This is a genomic window from Thermoleptolyngbya oregonensis NK1-22 (assembly GCF_032705245.1).
GTDB classification, from domain to species: Bacteria; Cyanobacteriota; Cyanobacteriia; order Elainellales; family Elainellaceae; genus Thermoleptolyngbya; species Thermoleptolyngbya sichuanensis.
Genome location: NZ_CP053540.1, coordinates 2,060,183 through 2,080,112, shown reverse-complemented (window position 1 = coordinate 2,080,112; position 19,930 = coordinate 2,060,183). Strand labels below are relative to the sequence as shown.

Here is a 19,930-nt window from a genome sequence, read left to right as displayed (position 1 = left end):
AAAAGGAAAAAACGAAGAGAGAAGAACGAAGAGAGAAGAACGAAGAAGGTAGGGTAAAAAAGACTATGGAACTCTGTCAGCAGGAAAATCATGCTGCGATCGCTCGTTTTCTGAAAATTCGCCAGATAAGGCACTAGGTAAGGTGCTAGATTGGCGCGACTAGATCCCGCGCTTGGCAAATCGCGCCATCACCTGCACGTCGGTATATGCTCCAGCGCGAAAAGCGTAGTCCTTCAGCACGCCCTCGGTTACGAAGCCGAATTTTTGGTAAAGGGCGATCGCCGCGTCGTTGTCGGTGTAGACCATCAGATCTAGCCGATGCAGGTTAAACCACTGGTCTGCCAAGTCGATCGCGGCTTTGACCAATGCCGTCCCCACGCCATAGCCGCGAAAGTTGGGATGCACGGCTACGGTGCTGATGTGGCCCATGTGACGCATCCGGGGCTGGAGGCAGGTCGAAAAGCCCAGACTGCCTGCAACGCTCTGGTTGTATGTTGCAACCAGCATATAGTGACCCGCAGGCGGATTGCTTAGCTGCTCACGCATCTCTTCTGCAACAACGCAGGGCATCTTACTCGTCCAGTACACAATATCCGGACTCGTCAGCAAGCTATATAACTTATCTGTGTCTTCAGCCTGGACATGGCGAATCTGGATCAGTTCTGGGTTGGCTGCTCGGTCGAGGATTCTTGCAGCAGCGGAACGGACTGGCAGGGGATGCAGCGCCGATGCGGGCTTTGTGGCGTGGGGAGCTTTGGGCAGTTCTGTGGGAACCTGCGTTTTTTGTTCTACTTTTTGCTCTACTTTTTGCTCTATGGGGGAAATCTGCGAAAGCATTGGCTTTCTCCTTTGAAACAATGAATGGGGACAGAACTTTGATATGTATGAGGCGGCAGTATGCACGGGTTGGCCGATCCGGCTCAGCCCGATTGCCGCCAACACCGCATGGCTGAAATGAACCAGTTACGAGGTGTTCAGACTACCGTCGAGGCTTTCAAATCTCTGCTGCTGGTGTCTGAACACAAGTTATCGAACCAAGCGATCCCAAACCGTCCTGAAACCGCTCCCAAAGCGCTCCGCTGCAAACTCTCCAGCCTGTGACAAAAAACGTATCACTCAGTCCCTTGACTCTCTAGCAGACTGGAGGCTTCAAGATAGAAGCAGTTCCAAAGACTGTGGCAAAACCAGGGAGTTTTCACCATGACCTACGAATTCATCGTTCCTGATATGGCCTGCTCGGCGTGCAGCGACACCATCACCAAAGCCATCCAAGCTATCGATGCTGCGGCAACTGTGCAAACTGACGTGAAAACCAAGCAAGTGAGCGTGGACACCCGGGCCGCAGAAGCAGACCTCCGCAGGGCGATCGCCGAGGCCGGATACACCATCGCGTGAGGGGGTTACTCAATGCAAGATCAAACCTTTCGGCTGCGCGGCATGAGTTGCGCCGCCTGTGCCCACAATATCGAGCAAGCCATCGGTTCGGTGCCAGGTGTAGAGGCGTGCAGCGTCAACTTCGGTGCAGAGCAGGCAACGGTCACCTACGATGAGCGCAAAACGGACATCGCCCAAATTCAGGCTGCCGTGGAAGAAGCGGGCTACGGAGCGCAGCCGATGAGCGATGATGCACTTGCACCCCTTGCCGATGAAGAGCAACAGAACCGCCTGGACGAACACCGCAAGCTGGTTCGCAAAGTCTGGCTGAGCGGCGCAGTGAGTGCGGTTCTAGTTATTGGCTCCCTGCCCATGATGACAGGGCTGCCGATTCCCTTGATTCCGATGTGGCTGCACCATCCGCTGCTCCAACTGGTGCTAACGACACCCGTGATGCTCTGGGCGGGCAGCAGCTTTTTCATCAATGCCTGGAAAGCCCTGAAGCGGCACACCGCCACAATGGATACGCTGGTGGCAGTGGGCACGGGCACGGCGTTTGTTTACTCGCTGTTTCCGACCTTTGCGCCGCAGTGGTTCCTCGCGCAGGGCTTGAGTCCCGATGTGTATTTCGAGGCGGCGGCGGTGATTATTGCGCTGCTGCTGCTGGGACGACTGCTGGAAAACCGCGCCAGGGGGCAAACCTCCGAGGCAATTCGCAAACTGATTGGGCTGCAACCTCGCACAGCGCGGGTGATTCGCAGCGGGCAGGAATTCGACATTCCGATTTCGGAGGTGGTGCTGGGGGATGTGGTCTGGGTCCGTCCGGGCGAAAAGATTCCGGTGGATGGCGAGATTGTAGAGGGCGCGTCCACGATTGACGAGGCAATGGTGACAGGCGAAAGCGTGCCCGTCCATAAGCAGGTGGGCGACGAGGTGATCGGCGCAACGCTGAATAAAACAGGTAGCTTTAAGTTTCGTGCTACTCGCGTGGGCAAAGATACGTTCCTAGCGCAGATCGTCAAACTAGTGCAGCAGGCGCAGGGTTCCAAAGCGCCGATCCAGCGATTGGCCGATCAGGTGACGGGCTGGTTTGTGCCTGCGGTGATGGCGATCGCCATTCTCACGTTCGTCCTCTGGTTCAACCTCATGGGCAATGTGACGATGGCGCTAATCACGACTGTCGGCGTGCTGATTATCGCCTGTCCCTGTGCGCTGGGGCTGGCCACGCCGACTTCGATCATGGTGGGCACGGGCAAGGGCGCAGAAAACGGCATTTTGATCAAAGGGGCAGAGAGTCTGGAGCTGGCGCACAAGCTGCAAACCATTGTCCTTGATAAAACGGGCACCATTACCCAGGGCAAGCCCACGGTGACGGATTTTGTACCTGCAAATGGCATCGAGCATGAGCTAGACCTCCTACGTCTAGCAGGATCGCTCGAACGCAATTCCGAACATCCGCTGGCGGAAGCCGTGGTGCAATATGCCCGGTCGCAAGAGGTGGAACTGACCAACCCGCAAGAATTTGAAGCCATTGCTGGCAGCGGAGTTCAGGGTTATGTCGATCGCCGATTTGTGCAGATTGGAACGCACCGCTGGATGAATGAACTCGGCATTGACACCAGCGCTTTGCAATCTGTCTGGGACAGGCTGGAGTATCTCGGCAGAACAGTGATTTGGATCGCAGTGGATGGCAACGTGGAAGCGGTGATGGGCATTGCGGATGCGGTGAAGCCGTCTTCGGTGAACGCGATTCGCACGCTAAAGCGAATGGGTTTGGAAGTCGTCATGCTCACGGGCGACAACCAGCGAACGGCAAACGTGATTGCTCATGAAGTCGGAATCGATCGCGTCTTTGCCGAAGTGCGCCCTGATCAAAAATCGGCAGTGATCGCAACCATTCAGGCTGAAGGCAAGGTTGTGGCGATGGTGGGCGACGGCATCAACGACGCGCCTGCGCTGGCCCAGGCCGATGTGGGAATTGCTATTGGCACGGGAACTGACGTGGCGATCGCCGCTAGCGACATCACGCTCATCTCTGGTGATTTGCACGGCATCGTCACTGCAATTCAACTGAGCCGCGCCACCCTCCGAAACATCCGACAAAACCTGTTCTTTGCTTTTATCTACAACGTCGCAGGAATTCCCATCGCAGCAGGCGTTCTCTATCCTGTGTTCGGCTGGTTGCTCAATCCCATCATTGCAGGAGCGGCGATGGCGTTTAGCTCGGTGTCCGTGGTGACGAACGCGCTACGTCTGCGAAACTTTCAGCCTAAAGGATTAAGTTAGGACATGGATCGCGAAGGGAAACAAGCATGAATCGTCGATCGGTATTGATTGGCTCCAGCCTGGCTGCTGGAATCCTTTTGGGAATGAACTCAGGCAGGGCGATCGCCCACAGCACGCACAGAAACGCGACCCATTCTGCACTCGAATCTGCCCCTGAATCTGTCCATCAACAAACATCGCAGTTTCAGTCGCAGTTTCAACGGATTGAACAACCGCTGTGGGCAAAAGTTGCCATTACAACAGGCGGTTTGGGGCTAGTCGGACTGGAGCTTTGGTGGTTTCTGCTGAGCAAGCCCAGTGTTTCCCGTGCTGCGGCGCAAAACGGTGGAGATGACTGGCGGAGATGACTGATTGACATGGCCACGCTAATGACCTATGCTGGCCCCACCGAAGCAGATATAAAGTACCTCGGCGTGGGGCTATCGCCAGGCGATCTGTCCTACAGCGAACCCTACTGGTACATTTCACCTTATCCGTATCCAGAGTTATCTAACCTGCCAGCGCTGGAGTCTGGCAATTGGCATACCGATCACTGGGTGGGTGCAGTGCTAAAGGCGACTCAGATTACAAAAGCAGAGGATTTGCCTGTCTTTATAGATAGAACGGTTTCTGTCGCAAAGCAGATTTTATCGGTTCCTTAATCTGCCTAGCATAGTTAGCATTAAAGTACGCCGCAAAGCGCTGCGGTTTAGCCATTGCTCTCTTAATGCTCATGATTCCTGAACACCAACGCCTGCTTGAATCGCGCAGCCAAGCGACACCCTGGAAAAAGTGGGGGCCGTATCTCAGCGATCGCCAGTGGGGGACAGTCCGTGAAGACTACAGCGCGGATGGCTCCGCGTGGGACTATTTTTCGCATCAGCAGTCTCACAGCCGCGCCTACCGCTGGGGCGAAGACGGACTGCTGGGCATCTCGGACGAAAAGCAGCGGCTTTGTTTTGGGCTAGCCCTGTGGAATGGCAAAGATCCGGTGCTAAAGGAGCGCCTATTTGGGCTGACGGGGCCACAGGGCAATCATGCAGAAGACGTAAAAGAGTATTACTTCTACCTGGACAGCACGCCGACCCATTCTTATCTCAAAGCGCTGTATAAGTATCCCCAGGCAGAGTTTCCCTACGAGCAACTCGTCGCAGAAAACCAGCAGCGCGATAAGTTTACGCCAGAATTCGAGCTAATCGACACGGGTATCTTTGCCGAAAATCGCTACTTTGATGTAGCGGTGGAATACGCAAAGGCTGCGCCAGAGGATATTTTGATTCAGATCTCGGTGACGAATCGCGGCCCAGACCCCGCCCCGCTGCACCTGCTGCCGACGCTGTGGTTTCGCAACACCTGGAGCTGGGGTGATGCGGTCGAAAAGCCGGGAATGCACTTATCGCACCTGGGTCAGAAGGGGCTGGAGAGTATTGCGGCGATCGCCTCTACCCATGCCGAACTGGGACAGCACTGGCTCTATTGCGAAAGCCCCGACGTAGACCAAGCCGCGCCGCTTGTATATTTCACCGAAAACGAGACCAACTACAAGGCGCTGTTTGATGTAGACAACCCCACGCCCTACGTAAAAGACGGCATTCACCGTCGGGTGATTCATGGGGAAGCGGAGGCGGTTAATCCAGAGCAGCGGGGGACTAAGGCCGCTGTGCATTATGTGTTCAATATTGCCCCTGGGGAAACGCGCTGTGTGCGGCTGCGCCTCAGTCATCACCCTTCGATTCACCACCCGTTTGGGGCAGAGTTTGACCAGGTTTTTGCCCAGCGAATTCGAGAGTCCGACGAGTTTTACCAGAAGGTCAATCCCTACCCGATGGAGGGCGATCGCCGCGATATCCAGCGCCAGGCCTTTGCGGGCATGATGTGGAGCAAGCAATACTATCGCTATGACGTGAGCCGTTGGCTGCGGGGCGACCCCACCATGCCCACGCCGCCCCCAGAACGGCTGCACGGACGCAATCGCCAGTGGACGCATCTTGATAGCGATGACATCATTTCCATGTGCGACAAGTGGGAATATCCCTGGTTCGCAGCGTGGGATCTGGCATTCCACTGCATTCCGCTGGCCATGATCGATCCTGACTTTGCCAAGTACCAGCTTGATATCATGACGCGGGAATGGTATATGCATCCCAACGGGCAAATCCCAGCCTACGAGTGGGCCTTCAATGATGTCAATCCGCCTGTTCACGCCTGGGCCACCTGGCGCGTTTACAAAATCGAGCAGCGGATGTGGGGCGAGGGCGATCGCCAGTTTCTAGAGCGCGTGTTTCAAAAGCTGCTGCTGAACTTTACCTGGTGGGTAAACCGCAAGGACACCGAAGGCAGCAACGTGTTTGAGGGCGGCTTCTTGGGCATGGATAATGTGGGCGTGTTTGACCGCAGCGCTCCGCTGCCCACAGGCGGTTTCCTGGAACAGTCCGACGGCACAAGCTGGATGGCGATGTATTGCCTGAATATGCTCGTCATCGCGCTGGAGTTGGCGCAGGAAAACTCGGTCTATGAAGACATGGCGACCAAGTTTTTTGAGCATTTTGTCTACATTGCTGATGCCATGAACCACATTGGCGGCGGCAAGACGGAGCTATGGGATGAGGAAGACGGCTTCTTTTATGACGTGCTGCATCTGCCCCACGGCGATCGCCTCAAGCTCAAAATCCGCTCGATGGTGGGGCTAGTTCCCCTATTTGCCGTGGAGACGCTGGAACCAGAGTTGCTGGATAAATTACCTGGGTTTAAAGAACGGCTGGAATGGTTTGAGGAGAATCGCCCAGACCTGAGTCATAATATCGCCAGCTTTACGGCGGAAGGAATGGGGCGGCGGCGACTGCTGGCGGTGGTGCGCCCCGATAAGCTGCGGCGCGTGCTGGATAAGATGCTGGATGAGCAGGAGTTTCTCAGTCCCTATGGGATTCGCTCACTATCGCGCTATCACAAAGACAATCCCTATACTTTCTACGCCGATGGCAGCGAATATCGAGTCGCCTACGAAGCGGCAGAATCCACCACTCGCTTATTTGGCGGCAACTCCAACTGGCGCGGCCCGGTGTGGTTTCCAGTGAATTACCTGCTGATTGAATCCCTGCAAAAATTTCACCACTACCTGGGGGACGAGTTTCTGGTGGCCTGCCCCACCGGGTCAGATCAGGTTAAAAATCTGTGGGATGTGTCGCTTGATTTGGAGGAGCGCCTTACCTGCTTATTCCTGCAAGACGCAGACGGACAGCGCCCTGTTTTTGGCGGCGCAGAACTCTTCCAGACCGATCCCCATTGGCAGAATCACATTTTGTTCTATGAGTATTTCAACGGCGATAATGGCGCAGGGCTGGGAGCCAGCCACGACGGGCTGGACGGGGCTGGTGGCGAAGCTGATTCAGCAGTGTGGACGATATGCGTCAGGGAGCAGGCAGGAGCGCTACTTCTGCTAACGAGCCGCAAACCACACCAGCAAAATTTGCACCACGATGATTTTGAAGATGGTGCTGCTGGGAAAGACAATGGCGTAGCCCAGTTCGGGCTTGTTGGTGGGAACGGACTTGGCAGCGTAGGCCAGGATCGCCGGATTGCCCGTCACGCCAGCTACAATGCCCAGCGCCTCGTCAAAGGCTACTCGAAATAGCCCACAGCCTAGCATAAAGGCGGCCACCACGATGGCGGCGGTAATGGCCGCGCCCACGCCCACCAGTTGCAGCCCCGTGCTGCTGAGGGTGGAGAAGAATGCCGGAGCCGATCGCATTCCCACCACGGCCAGAAACAGCGTCAGCCCAAAATTTCGCAGCGTCAGATTCGCCGAGGGTGGAATCGTCCAGTTTAAATGACCGATGCGGCCGCGCCAGCCCAGCAGCAGCGACACAATCATCGCGCCCCCGGCTGCGCCAAAGGTGAACGTCCCCAGCCCTGGCAGCGGAAACGGAATCAGCCCAAACAACACGCCCAGCACCATACCCAGCCCCAGCGCCAAGTAGCTGACTTCGGCCGTGCTGCGGACAGAGTTGCCGAAAAACTGGCGGACGGCAGTATGGCGATCGCGCTCGGCCACTGCCCAAATGCGATCGCCCGCCTCCAGCACCAGCCCCGGATGCGGATAGAGCGTTGCGTCCCCCCGCTGCACGGAAAGGATGGTGCAACCCGGATGTTCGCCCAAGTTTAGCGCCCCCAGCCGATGCCCAATGACGCTGTGCTTAGAGACATACACATCCAGGTCGTCTAGCTCGGTGTGGTCAGGAATAATCTGCGACGGGGCAACATCGCCAATCGTGCAGCAGACTTGCTTGAGCGCGTCGCCCTTGGCCCCCAACAGCAGCAGCGCATCACCCGTTTGCAGGCGCAGGTTCGGGCGCGGCATTCGGTTATGACCATTTTGGCGCACGGCGACCACCTGCACCTCGTCGGGAAATTGCGCCGTCACCTCCGACAGATACTTTCCCACCGCTGCCGGATGGCTGACCAGTGCCTCCACCTCCTCTACGCCCCGTGAGGTGGGAACCTCAACTCGCGGCCGCAAGAGCCGCTGCGCCAGATACATCCCCACAATCGGCCCCAGCACGCCAAACGGATAGGCCACGCCGTAGCCCACTGCGGGCAGGTCGCCCCCGACCTTATCCGTTACCGATTGCAGTGCTGCCGTGTTCACCATCGCCCCCGTGAATAGGCCCGCTCCCAGTGCCGGGTCGAGCCGCAGCCAGGACATCAGCAGCGCCGTCACCAATCCTGCCGCCAGCACACTCAGCAGGGCGATCGCATTTTGGCGGCGACCGCTAGGGCTGAGTAGCCCGTCCACAAAGGGTTTGCCATACTGAATGCCGATGCCATAGAAAAACAAAATCAGCCCAACGGTGCCCACCAGCGCAGGCGGCGCAGCATCCGGGGCAACCGCACCCATCGCCAGCCCAACAAACAGCACCGCCCCCACGCCCAGGCTAAATCCGGCGATCGCCACTTCGCCCACTGCATAGCCCAGCGCAATCACCAGAAACAGCGTGAGAATCGGCTGAGTGCTGAGAAATGCCCATAATCCCGCCACAGCCACCTCCAGAAAAGAAGTCCAAGCTAAACTTGCTCTTCCTTTCATACCGCCTTTTCTCAATTCGGGGTCGTCTTCCAAATTACGCTAGATGGATGAGATGAATGTGGAGTGTGCGTTTTTTTCGGGAGGAGGGGCGATCGCCTCTGGCGCTTCAGCGATCGCTTTCAACATTAAGAAGCGCCTTTAAGCGCCTTTAATGTAAAGAAAAGCAACAATTACACTCAATCGCCTCGATTTTGGGAAGTTCTCCCTTTCTCCCTTAAGATGCTCTGCAATGAGATAAGTAACTTTTTGAGTGTAGCGATCGCCCCCATTCAGTGTTTCCAACATCGCATCTGCCTGCTGCTCAAAAAGAGGAAGTAAATTCACATTGCTGGACAACACAGGCCAATCTAGATATGCCGCATTAAAAGCTAGACGGTTGAACGGCATTGAAAACTTCAAATCAGTTTGAAAAATGCGCTATTTCTCAAAGACTTCGGCCAAGGTTGCACAATTCAACAAGATGTACCCAACAATTCCATAGCTGCCTAGATTAAATGCTTCCCCAAAATGGAGACCCAGATTCTCGTCCCCTGTCTGTTTTACAATCTCTCGCCATACCGCATAGTGGACAGAAGGAATGATTCGGTGATCCGGGGTTGTCAGTGCGACCGGATCGAGTCCGACCTTAGAACAAAGCTTCTCAATATCTATCCCCTGATAAGCTGCAAACTGAATCAGGCTACGAGTCAGATACCCAGAGACCGTTTTTTGTTGCATCGATCTACCCCCTGTTCAAACCCGAACAACGACTTTTCCAGTAACTTGTCTTTGCTCAAGCTTGTGAATAGCAAAAGGCAGATCCTCTAGGGCATACGTCTGGTCAATCAGAGGGGCGATCGCCCCTGACGCAAGCCAGTCTTTCAAAATTTGGAGATCGGCTTGATTGGGAGTAGAGACCAATGTGGTGACTCTACGACGGCTGAATTTTGAAATCAAAGATCCGAGGAGCAAAATTTGAAACAATCGGGCTATAGATCCCCCAACCAAAACATAGGTTCCACCGGGTTTCAGGATCGGGAAATAATCAAAAACTGAGCGATAGGCAGCCGCATCCAAAATCAGATCGTAATCAATACCGCTTTGAGTAACATCAATTTGGGTGTAATCAATAATATAGTCTGCACCGAGCGATCGCACCTTATCTATCTTTTTCGATCTGCACAGGGCCGTGACTTCCGCACCAAAGGATTTAGCGATTTGTACTGCAAACGATCCCACCCCACCGGATGCCCCAATAATAAGCACCTTTTGTCCGGGTTGAATGTGTCCGCAGTCTCGCAGCCCCTGCAACGCCGCGAACGCTGCCCAAGGAGCGGCGGCGGCTGCTTCAAACGAAATATTTTCAGGCTTCAAAGCCAATGCTGATTCAGGGGCACAGACATATTCAGCAAAGGCCCCAAAGCCACACGCTGAAAGATCACCAAAAACTTCATCACCAGGCTTGAACTGGGTCACATCACGACCGACAGCTTCCACTCGTCCAGCAACATCACAACCCAGAATCTGAATCTTGGGCTGACGCAATCCACCATAGATTAGGCGGACTATAAACGGGGTGCCTTGCATCAGATGCCAGTCTCCTGCATTAACTGCCGTCGCATGAACTTTGATCAGTACGCCACCATCGGAGACAGTCGGCTGATCCACCTCTTCCAGTTTCAGCACCTCATGGGAGCCGTATTTAGAGCGGGCGATCGCCTTCATTTTTTTATTCGTCGTTCGATTGGGTGGGTTCGTCCCTGAGGTGGAGCGACGCGAGGATGTTGCAGACATAGATTTTTAAGGTTGCAGGAGAATAGGTGCGAAGCAGACTTGGCATTTTTGAGCTAGACTTACGCTGTAAGTATGTGCATAAAGTCAGTTTAACTTACGCTGTAAGTTTGTCAAGCCTCCTAATCGCACGACATCCCGATCTATGGAGGCTAGAGCGATTGGTGGCAAGGCAATGCACCATAAAATCGATGGCTAAGACAGAGACCAGTTCCACATCAACACCAGCTCCGTTAAGTCGGGAGCGGATTTTGCAGACGGCCCTCCGCATAGCAGACGAAGGGGGGCTTGAGGCTCTTTCGATGCGAAAGGTTGCCCAAGAATTAGGCGTGAAAGCGATGTCGCTGTATAACCACGTTGCCAACAAAGACGACATGATCGATGGCATCGTGGATATGGTCGTCAGAGACATTGAGTTGCCTCGCTTTGACTTGGATTGGAAAACTGCCATGCGGCGACGGGCGCTTTCGGCGCACGAGGTCTTGCTAAAACACCCCTGGGCAGTGATGGCAATCATGTCGCGCATCAACGTGGGGCCGGCTATGCTGCGCTATGTCGATAGGACGATCGGATGCCTGCGGGAAGCAGGATTTTCCTGGGAGATGGCGGATCATGCGTGGAATGCTATCGACAGTCATATTTACGGATTTACCCTCCAGGAACTCAACTTTCCTATCGAAGCAACCGAATATGCCGAGACGGCCGAAAGCTTTATTTCATACATTCCACCAGATCAGTACCCCTACATGCATCAACTGTCGCTCTACATCATCGATGGCAGTTATGACGGTCTACATGATTTTGAGTTGGGACTCGATTTGATTCTGGATGGGCTGGACAGATTGCGCGAGTCCAGGTGATGGGCGATCGCCCACCGTTTTACTGAGCATTTTTTACTGAGCATTTTTAGATAAACAAAATTTTAGACAAATTCGGAATTGCCTCTTGCGAGAGTGAAGGCACAGATAGTGTTCCTCCCGCTTCGCTGCAAAAGACATGATTCATCCCGTTAGAGCGCACCACAACACCCAAACTGTCTGGCATTAACGCCGAACTGGTGCTGCTTTAACCCTTGCCCCTCTGCTGCCTCTCTGCGAATCGACCTCCAATATCTGATCCCAACAAATTTCTAGTTAATTGCCGATTTTGACTGACAATCGGCTCTTGGTGTTGCGCTGGATATTGAGTGAATTGAGTCTATTGGTTTAGCACAGGTGATGCCCAATCCCAGCAATTCTGGGGCTTGGGCGATGTTCTGCATGTATTTTTTGCAGACTCAGCTTTTTGCAGATTCAGCGGAAGTTTATCTCAACCTTCTAAATTCTTACTTCAAGCAACAGGAGACAAGCCCCCATGTCCATCCTCGAACGGAACTTTGTCAAAGTGTATGAACCCTCTAGCGCTGCCGCTGGATCTGCACAAAAGGCCTATGTCTATACGACTATGGTGCGCCATAACGGAACGGTGATTGCCTTTGCGATGGATAGCGATCGCCATATTTATTACACAGTTCTTGATATGGAGCGCTCTGGTGTTTCGACCTCCCTCGACAGTGCATTTTGGGATATTGAGCCAAAGGAACTGATCTTTCCTGATGAACTGGCGATCGTTGGCAAATCGGTAGCGGGGACGCAGCGGATGCCGCTCGTCAATCGACATGGCGTTGCGCTGCCTGCTGGAACATTAATCGAACCTAAAGAGCGAGACAGCTTTCAATCTACTACGGCACGATTAAGCGCATCTCTGCCGAACGGCAGTCTGAATGGATTTCGACCGTTTCAGGTTCTTTCAGACGAACAGCATGTGTATATCTTTCGTCAGTCGGCGGCACGGGATGCGTCCGATATGGTGTGGCGAACCAGCGCCCAGGGCGAAGTCCTGAAAGATGCTCAGGGGCGGCCGATTCCTGTAGTGGACAATACGCTGCTGATGGATCGGTTTGTATTCACGGGTGGGCAACTCCAGCCCAAGCTAGAGGTGCGCTATCAGCGTAGCCGCCGCAAAGATTCGCCCGCCAGCCGCAAGGACGGATTGGGCTACGAAGATCTGGAAAAGAAAGCCTTTTACGAGCCGACTCAAACGCTTGACTTTGTTCGCAATTTAACGAATGGCTGGTTTACGGTGCTGCTGCTGCCGACGGCAATTCCTGATGTGCAGCGCTGGCAGATTTTTTCCCACAATCGGCTCACCCAGCGGTTCGATTCTTTTAACATCGAGCGATCGCCCAATGGCTCTTTCAACACCCGCGGCACGCAGTATTACACCAGTCCCAAGCCAGAGCATCAGCAGAGCGTATTCGAGCGGCAGCCAGGAACCTGTCCCTTTTCGAGCGAACCGCTGATTCCGCTGCTGAGCCAGTCGGGGTTTGCCGAATCGGCCCTGCTGCTGGATGGGGTAGATGATGCCGTGGCGGTGCGCTCCAGCGAGCGGCTGAACCTGCCCGGTGCGAGCGGCTTTACGCTGGAACTGTGGCTGCTAGCTGACCCCGCACAAATCAGCGAAACCAACCCAGATGAGGCCCCCACTGCCCAGTTCAACATTTTGGAAAAAGGCACGGGCCGCGGCGAATATCCCTATGCGCTGCGCTATCTGAGCAATGGCAAACTCGGCTTCTTCCGCACGGACGGGCAAAAGACGCTGGCGCTGATATCCGAAGTAGCGCTAACGGATGGCCAGTTTCATCATGTGGCGGTGGTGCGGACGGCTACGCCCCGCGCTGACCAGGAACACGCCGAGTTGCCCACGATTACGCTGTACATCGACGGGGTAGCCGCAGGCACAATCACCGACGATCTGGCTCGCGTTCCGGTCAACGATGACCCGCTGTGCCTGGGCAACCGCTCCACCCAAGGCGATTATTTCACAGGGCAGATTGATGAGCTACGGATCTGGAGCCGCGTGCGATCGCCCCGCGAACTAAGCATCGAGCGGCATCACCGACTAGTGGGCAATGAGCTAGATCTGGCGGGCTATTGGCGGTGCGACGAGGGCACGGGCACAATGCTGTATGACCAGACAGATTTTGCCCAGCACGGGCAGATCACAGGCAGCGAGCATCCCTGGATCAAGTCGGAAGCGCCCGTGGGCGAGCATCCGGGCATTCGTCGTTCTAGCTTTGCCTTTCAAGATCGCGCGGTTACTGCTGGCTGCACGGCGCTGTTTTATTACCAGCAGGAACCCGCAGGGGTGGGCTATACCGCGGAGGAGAAGAAGCCGATCAAGCGCAACGGTCGCGTCATGTTTGCCGTGCCGACGGAAGACCGATCCACCGACCGCAGCAGCAAGTCGCTTATTGCGGTGCTGGATTTTGCCGTGTCGCGGGATGGCAGCTTGGCCCAAGTGCCCGATCTACTCAACTTGCAGCAGCTTGATGCCGCCAAAATTGGCGATCGCACGCTGAGCGACACCCTGGAAGAATACAGCCAGCTCCAGCAAGATATGCAGCGCTGGACGAGTGAGCGCATCGCCAAGCTCAACACGCTGAAAAACATCGAGGCAGAGCTGGCGGAGACTCCCATTTGCACGGGAGAACTGGATGCTTACAGTGAAACGATTAACGGGCGGACTTACTACAAGCTGCTGTATGTGGGCAAGACGGCGACTCAGGGCGCAGCCTTTGTCTTCGACCGTGATGGCAACCTGACCGAGCAGCCCATCCGACCGATTGCCGAACTGTTCCATCCCCGGAATTTCCCGGCTGAATGGACGGGGCTGGATACCCTCGTCACCTTTGGCGAACTCAACCAGTGCTATCTCTTTAGAGGCGCAGCCTGCAAACCTTGGGTTAACCTGATTACGCCGTCCAGCACGTCGAGCTATGTCTCATCGATTCAGGAGGCGTTCAGCCTTAAGCCAGAGGAAAGCGATTGGGCGCTGGGCATCGACGCAGCGGTGAAAGGATACCGCCAGGTTTTCTTCTTTAGGGGCGATCGCTGGCTGCGCTTTACAGGCTGGGATGCCCAAAATAATGAAATTCCCACCAGGCATCGCACGACCGGTCGCATTCACGACCATTTTCCGGGTTTCCCAACCGAATGGACTCGCGTAGACGGCGTGGTGCATCGCCCCGAAACCGGAGACTTTTTCTTCTTCAAGGGCAACAAATACGTCAAGCTCCGCTTTAGCGATCTTCCGGTAAACAGCTTGCCGTATGTAGTAACGCCCGTGCAGCCGCTGCATTACGAAGACCTGCGGGATGAAGGACTGGGGTATCTGGTCAATTTCTATAACGCAGCTACCACAGCGATGCAGGCAGAGCGCGATCGCCTGCAAGATGAAATTAACTTCCTGGAAAGCCAGCTTGCTGACGGTATCCCCACGCTCAGATACCTGCGTTTGGTGATGCACGAGTTTGGGCAAGACAACCCGCTGCCGATGCCCTTTATCTGCGCCGACCCGACCGGACTCACTGTGTCGGGAGGCGTGCTGGGCTTTGCCTGGACGAAGGACACGCCGCTCTTGTTTGAAAGCGTCACGGGTCGCCTCAGCCTGTATTACCGGGGCACCAGCGACCAGTTCTTTGCCGCGTATTACGACGTGGTGACGGGTCGCGCCAGCTTTAGCCAGCCAGAAACGTCGGGACTGCGCTGGATTGCCCGCTCTGCTGGGGCCGCCCTCGACAGTAGCCAGATCACCATCACAGCAGAGAATGCCGACACCTGCACCGTGGCGATTCAAAACGCTGCAACGGGCATCCAGGAACAATGGCAACGAGTGCCGCGCGATCGCGCTCAGTTTGCCGCCGTGCTAAACGGCATGGCACGTCCTGTATATCTGGGGCAAATTACCGAAGCGCTGTCGGGCAGCGTCGCCCAGTTCGATCTAGAGAGTGCCGCAGCTCACTCACTCAAGGCCGGCGACACGCTGCTGATCGGCAGTGCCAAGACCAAAGCCGTCGTCCGGTCGGCGCAGCCCGTGCTGCCCAAGGGGGAGGTTCCGGGCTTCCAGGGGCGATCGCTCTCGTTCAACGGCTCCAGCGATTTCGTCGAGCTGACCAGCGCCGAAGTGCTGGAATTGCCCAACCGCAGCTTTACCGTGGAAGCGTGGATTAACCTGGCGGCCGACGCGCCCAGAGATTGTCCTGTGTTGGGGAGCGCGGCTCCTCGCGCGGCGCTGCGGGCGCTGCACCTAACGATCCGCGATCGCCGGCCGTATCTGGGCTTCTTTGGCGAAGCCAACGACCTCAGCAGCCCCACCGCGCTGGAGCCAGAGCGCTGGTATCACGTCGCCTGGCGTTACGACAGCGTTGCGCGCACCCAGTCCATCCTGGTGGATGGGAAGCTGGTTGCCACAGCGGCAAACCGTTCCGCGCTACTGGGCGGCGGGTCGCTGTTCATCGGGCAGTGGAACGGCGATCGCCACTTCAAAGGGCAAATCGGCGAACTCCGCATCTGGAACGAAGCCCGCAGCGAAGCCGACATCACCGCCGGAATGCGCCGCGTGCTGAACGACCCCACCGGAGCCGTCTGGCAAACGCTGTCAGGAAGCTGGCGATTCGTGCTGCGGGAGGATCGTCTGGTCGCCCAGGACGATTCGCGCCATCAGCGCCACGGCAAGGTGTTGGGCAGTCCCGCTCTGCGCCGGGTCAATTCGCAGATGATGCAGGTGCAAATCGACCCTGTAACGCTGGCGTGCAAAGCTGACGAGGGCGTGTATCTGCTGCCCTACGACTACGACGCTCATGCCCAGGTTAACCAGATTGCGCGATCGCTCCAGGATGGGTCGCTGCTGTTTTTGGTGGATGCGGGCAATGAACCGGAGCCAGTGCAGCCGGGAACCGCTGTCCTCAGCGATGACACCCTCAGCAACCGCTGGGTCGCCGATGCCTATGGCTATGCGCTCTCCTTCGATGCGGCTGCTCGCCCCGTGACGACGACACAGCGGCTAGCGGATTATCAAACCGAAGCCAACCTGACGATAGAAGCTTGGGTGAAGCACAGCGCGTTTCCCAAGGGATTTACGGAAATCCTGAAGCATCAGTCGGGGTCGCCGTCTACCCGCTATCGCCTGGGCATTAGCCACGACCTAGATGCGCTCCGGGAAAATGCGCCGATCTATCGCGTGTTTGCCGAAGTGGGCGGCAAATTGGTCTACACCGACCCGATGGCATCCGCTAATCAGTGGCAGCATCTTGCGGCAGTGTTTGAGCAGGCCCACGCGCTAAGGTTTAAGGCGGGCGATCGCCTGGATTGTGGCAGCGATACAACGCTGGAACTGGCGGGCGATCTGACGATCGAGGCTGTCATTCGGCTGGATGATTTGGCTCAGCCCCAGGGCATTTTGACTAAAGGTAAGATACAAGACGGCAGTGATGATGACTGTACTTATTCCCTGTCAGTGAACAAAGAAGGGAAGCTTGTTTTCGCCTTTGAAGACAACCAGGATTCACCCGAAAATCACTTCCTAAAATCCTCATTTTCACTCCAGCCGAATCAGGTCTATCATGTCGGCGTGACGCGCCAGCATCGTACCGAAACCGCTCAAGGTAATGCTCAAGTGAGCATCAATCAATGGTATGAATTCCATTTCTATGCACGCAGCCAGGACGGCGTGCAGTATGAGATTTGGAAATCTGGCAGCAAGGCGGAAAATCCAGAGCGGTTTGAGGGAACCATCGGCAGCGGTAGTCAGCCCCTCGAAATCGGCTGGGCTGTTTGCCAGACTGACCCGCGAGATGCCACAAAGATGGCCGCTCACTCGTTCCGGGGAGAACTGGGCGAGGTGCGCCTGTGGAGCCGCGCTCTCACTGCCTCGGAATTGGGCAAAGCGATCAAGGGCCGCGAAAAGGGGCTGGTCGGCTGGTGGCAACTGGAGGAAAACCAGGGGGCGATCGCCCAAGACTCTAAGGGCACAAATCACGCCACGATCTACGGCGCACGCTGGGTGCAAAGCAGCGACCCAGAAGCCTCGCGTCTGCGGCTCTATCTCAACGGCGATGTCGTGATGACCCACGTCTGGAGCGCCAGCAACACGCCCTATGCCTGGAACCGTCAAAAGCCACCCTTTGAGGGTACACCTGGATTTTCGCTGGGTACGGATGCAAGCGCTCCGAGCGCTAACCCAGCGTTGCAGCGCCACGCCTTCACAGGCGAACTGGATGAAGTCCGCATTTGGAAAGTCGCCCGCACGCTGGAGCAAATCCAGGACAATCTGTTCCGCCCCATTGCAGGCGATTTTGAACAGCTCCTTGCCTACTATCACGCCAGCGAAGTGGGCAACACACTGCAAGATGGCTCTGGGCGCGGCCTGCATCTAGCGATTCCGGGCACTACGCCCAACTCGCCGCTGACGGACGCAACACTGGCTTACTTTGCCCTGTCTACGGCCCCCGTCAGCACAGAAACCGCCCAGATTCGCAGCGCCCTGGCCCAGGTCAAGACCGACTTTCATGACGTGCTGACGAATGCGCCTGCGGTGCAGGAATACGGCGATATGCAATCCGATTCGGCGGGCAACCTGATAGGCGTGATGAAGCGCTGCTACGCCTACATCCGCAACGGCCAGTGGCGACTGCTAACGGGCTACAAGGTCGGTGATCTGGAACTAGAGTGGGTGGGACAGGCGCAGTATGACCCGCAGCTCATCGGCTTTATCGAGGGTGCGCCGCCCGTGCCCAGCGAAAACCTGACGGTGCGCGATACCTACGAAAAGGTCAGCACGGTGGAACTCACCGAAGCCGACCAGATGATGTACACCTACGCCAATACGCGCGATCGCAGCTACAAAACTGCCCTCAATATGAAGCTCGGTGCTGGCTTCAAGGTGAAAAATGAAGCTGGATTTGGGCTGGTGGTGGAAACCGTCAACACGAACCTGGTGCTGGGCATTAAGGGCAATATGGAAACCAACACAAGCTGGCTGCAAAACAGTACCGTCAGCTTTGGCAAAACCACGAACACCCTCAGCCGCCTGACTGCTCAGGGAGACTGGGAAGAGGCTGCCCGCCCTCGCTATCCCGAACTGGGCAGGCGCTATGTGCCGAAAAACGTCGGCTTTGCGCTGGTGCAGTCGGAAACGGCGGATGTGTTTGTGATGCGGCTGAAGCATCGCGACCCGGCACGACGGGTCACGGTGGCTCTGCGGATGCAGCCCAACCCCGACATCCCCAAAGACTGGAATGTGATTATGTTCCCGCTGAATCCCAAGTATGTGAAGCAGGGGACGCTGGACGGACGGGTGGGGCTGAATGCGGATGCGGTGGATTATCCCAACGCCACCGACTCCAGCTCCGACCGCAGCTACTTCAAGCCAATCGAAGCCTATGCCCTAAAGCAGCGCATCGAGCGGGAGCAGAAGGAGCTAGAGGCCGACTATCGCAGCTATGACGTAGAACCTGCGGGCAAAAAGGGCATGGCGCGAGGGACACCCGTTCTCCCCCTAGTGGGAACCAGCATCGGTGCAGCGATCGAAGGCGGCATTGCCCTGAATCAGGAAGATAAGCTGCCCGAACTGACCCGCCGCAACCTATTCAACACCTACGTCTGGACGGCCGACGGCGGGCTGTTTGCCGAAACGCAGCAGTTTATGGAGACCCAGCAAGAGGTGATTGGCGGCACATTCTCGGTGTCGGGTCAAATTGGGGGCTATATGGACTTCAACACGGCGATCGCCGGAATGGCGGTCAACTTTGAGCTAGAGTCCTTCTGGGGCGGCAGCCAGACCCTCACCAAGACCAGGACCAGCGCTTCCCAGCGATCCTTCGGGGTGACGGTGGATCTGGATGTGGAGCGCAACATCCAGGTCGCCAACCCACAGCAGGCGGAACGGTTGGGTCTGTCGCTGTATGATGCCAAGGGCGATCGCGCCAAGTGTCCTGGGAAGGTCGATGGCTATCGGTTCATAACGTTCTATCTAGAGCCGAGCCAGGAACACTTTAAGGACTTTGAAAACAAGGTGATCGACCGGGCCTGGCTGGAACAGAGCAACGATCCGAATGCGATCGCCCTGCGTCAGTCCATCCAGCAGAAGGTCGGCAAGCCCTGGCGCGTGATGCACCGCGTCACCTACGTCAGCCGCGTCTTGCCCCAGTATGGCTCTCCCGCCGCCACGCCCGCCGAAGATACCCTGCGAGCCGCCAACATCGAAAGCAACTGGGAACTGATCAAACGATTGGAACCCTACGTGCAGTCGAAAACACGCAGCTATGGCGATTTGGCAGACGCAATTCGTGAGGTCATTTCTCGGTTTATGCCAGAACTGGCCAGCGCCGAGAGCTACATCATTGAATATATGAGCCGCTACTATCAGGTGTTCCCGGATTCGGTGCTGCAAAGCCAGGTGCAATAAGCGACTCCTGGCGACCAATTGCCTGAGGGTTCTGTAAATCGTAGGGTGTGCTGTTCGCAGTCAGAGCGGCACACCTTTTTTGATTCACGCATCGAGTAAGTATGTTCCATTAGCGTCAGGACTTACGCACTTGCCATAAGTTTTCTAGGGTTT

The 19,930-nt window shown here is 56.1% G+C and carries 11 protein-coding genes and 1 pseudogene; 7 read left to right on the top strand and 5 right to left on the bottom strand.

Annotation, left to right across the window (positions count from 1 at the left end; genetic code table 11):
- Positions 1-159 precede the first annotated feature (159 nt).
- A complete protein-coding gene (locus tag HNI00_RS09000; protein ID WP_316792616.1) occupies positions 160-837 on the bottom strand; it encodes a GNAT family N-acetyltransferase in 678 nt (225 codons plus the stop codon).
- A 363-nt stretch (positions 838-1,200) separates the two neighbouring features.
- Between HNI00_RS09000 and HNI00_RS08995 the strand changes: the two genes are divergently transcribed.
- The 5 genes and pseudogenes from HNI00_RS08995 (at position 1,201) to HNI00_RS08975 (ending at position 7,079) form a co-directional block, all read left to right on the top strand.
- On the top strand, positions 1,201-1,395 hold the full coding sequence (locus tag HNI00_RS08995; protein ID WP_316792614.1) for a heavy-metal-associated domain-containing protein: 195 nt from the start codon (positions 1,201-1,203) through the stop codon (positions 1,393-1,395).
- A 12-nt stretch (positions 1,396-1,407) separates the two neighbouring features.
- Positions 1,408-3,660 (top strand): heavy metal translocating P-type ATPase, encoded by a 2,253-nt coding sequence (locus HNI00_RS08990; RefSeq protein WP_316792612.1) that lies wholly within the window; start codon positions 1,408-1,410, stop codon positions 3,658-3,660.
- Between the two features lie 26 nt (positions 3,661-3,686).
- A complete protein-coding gene (locus HNI00_RS08985) occupies positions 3,687-4,007 on the top strand; it encodes a hypothetical protein (protein ID WP_316792610.1) in 321 nt (106 codons plus the stop codon).
- A 9-nt stretch (positions 4,008-4,016) separates the two neighbouring features.
- Positions 4,017-4,301 carry a hypothetical protein gene (locus tag HNI00_RS08980; RefSeq protein ID WP_316792609.1) on the top strand — a complete coding sequence of 95 codons (285 nt, stop codon included), beginning with the start codon at positions 4,017-4,019 and terminating at the stop codon, positions 4,299-4,301.
- A gap of 71 nt (positions 4,302-4,372) precedes the next feature.
- Positions 4,373-7,079, top strand: a pseudogene (locus tag HNI00_RS08975) (MGH1-like glycoside hydrolase domain-containing protein).
- Here the strand turns inward: HNI00_RS08975 and HNI00_RS08970 are convergent.
- The 4 genes from HNI00_RS08970 to HNI00_RS08955 form a co-directional block, all read right to left on the bottom strand.
- A complete protein-coding gene (locus tag HNI00_RS08970) occupies positions 7,076-8,674 on the bottom strand; it encodes an aspartate:alanine exchanger family transporter (protein ID WP_316792606.1) in 1,599 nt (532 codons plus the stop codon). The pseudogene HNI00_RS08975 and the gene HNI00_RS08970 sit on opposite strands and share 4 nt — an antisense overlap.
- A 186-nt stretch (positions 8,675-8,860) precedes the next feature.
- Positions 8,861-9,109 (bottom strand): hypothetical protein, encoded by a 249-nt coding sequence (locus HNI00_RS08965; RefSeq protein ID WP_316792603.1) that lies wholly within the window; start codon positions 9,107-9,109, stop codon positions 8,861-8,863.
- A gap of 30 nt (positions 9,110-9,139) precedes the next feature.
- Positions 9,140-9,439 carry an AraC family transcriptional regulator ligand-binding domain-containing protein gene (locus tag HNI00_RS08960; RefSeq protein WP_316792601.1) on the bottom strand — a complete coding sequence of 100 codons (300 nt, stop codon included), beginning with the start codon at positions 9,437-9,439 and terminating at the stop codon, positions 9,140-9,142.
- A 15-nt stretch (positions 9,440-9,454) separates the two neighbouring features.
- Positions 9,455-10,426, bottom strand: coding sequence for an NAD(P)-dependent alcohol dehydrogenase (locus HNI00_RS08955; protein WP_420156335.1), 972 nt, complete (start codon positions 10,424-10,426; stop codon positions 9,455-9,457).
- A 257-nt stretch (positions 10,427-10,683) separates the two neighbouring features.
- Here HNI00_RS08955 and HNI00_RS08950 point away from each other — a divergent pair, with 257 nt between their 5' ends.
- Both HNI00_RS08950 and HNI00_RS08945 read left to right on the top strand, forming a co-directional pair.
- Positions 10,684-11,352, top strand: coding sequence for a TetR/AcrR family transcriptional regulator (locus HNI00_RS08950; RefSeq protein WP_420156257.1), 669 nt, complete (start codon positions 10,684-10,686; stop codon positions 11,350-11,352).
- A 493-nt stretch (positions 11,353-11,845) separates the two neighbouring features.
- Entirely contained in the window at positions 11,846-19,777 is a 7,932-nt protein-coding gene (locus tag HNI00_RS08945; RefSeq protein WP_316792596.1) for a LamG-like jellyroll fold domain-containing protein, read from the top strand.
- Positions 19,778-19,930: the final 153 nt, after the last annotated feature.

Excerpts from the sequence above, each read along its gene's own strand:
- HNI00_RS09000 (WP_316792616.1), bottom strand. The coding sequence starts at position 837 with ATGCTTTCGCAGATTTCCCCCATAGAGCAAAAAGTAGAGCAAAAAGTA.
- HNI00_RS08995 (WP_316792614.1), top strand. The coding sequence starts at position 1,201 with ATGACCTACGAATTCATCGTTCCTGATATGGCCTGCTCGGCGTGCAGC.
- HNI00_RS08990 (WP_316792612.1), top strand. The coding sequence starts at position 1,408 with ATGCAAGATCAAACCTTTCGGCTGCGCGGCATGAGTTGCGCCGCCTGT.
- HNI00_RS08985 (WP_316792610.1), top strand. The coding sequence starts at position 3,687 with ATGAATCGTCGATCGGTATTGATTGGCTCCAGCCTGGCTGCTGGAATC.
- HNI00_RS08980 (WP_316792609.1), top strand. The coding sequence starts at position 4,017 with ATGGCCACGCTAATGACCTATGCTGGCCCCACCGAAGCAGATATAAAG.
- HNI00_RS08965 (WP_316792603.1), bottom strand. The coding sequence starts at position 9,109 with ATGCCGTTCAACCGTCTAGCTTTTAATGCGGCATATCTAGATTGGCCT.
- HNI00_RS08960 (WP_316792601.1), bottom strand. The coding sequence starts at position 9,439 with ATGCAACAAAAAACGGTCTCTGGGTATCTGACTCGTAGCCTGATTCAG.
- HNI00_RS08955 (WP_420156335.1), bottom strand. The coding sequence starts at position 10,426 with ATGAAGGCGATCGCCCGCTCTAAATACGGCTCCCATGAGGTGCTGAAA.
- HNI00_RS08950 (WP_420156257.1), top strand. The coding sequence starts at position 10,684 with ATGGCTAAGACAGAGACCAGTTCCACATCAACACCAGCTCCGTTAAGT.
- HNI00_RS08945 (WP_316792596.1), top strand. The coding sequence starts at position 11,846 with ATGTCCATCCTCGAACGGAACTTTGTCAAAGTGTATGAACCCTCTAGC.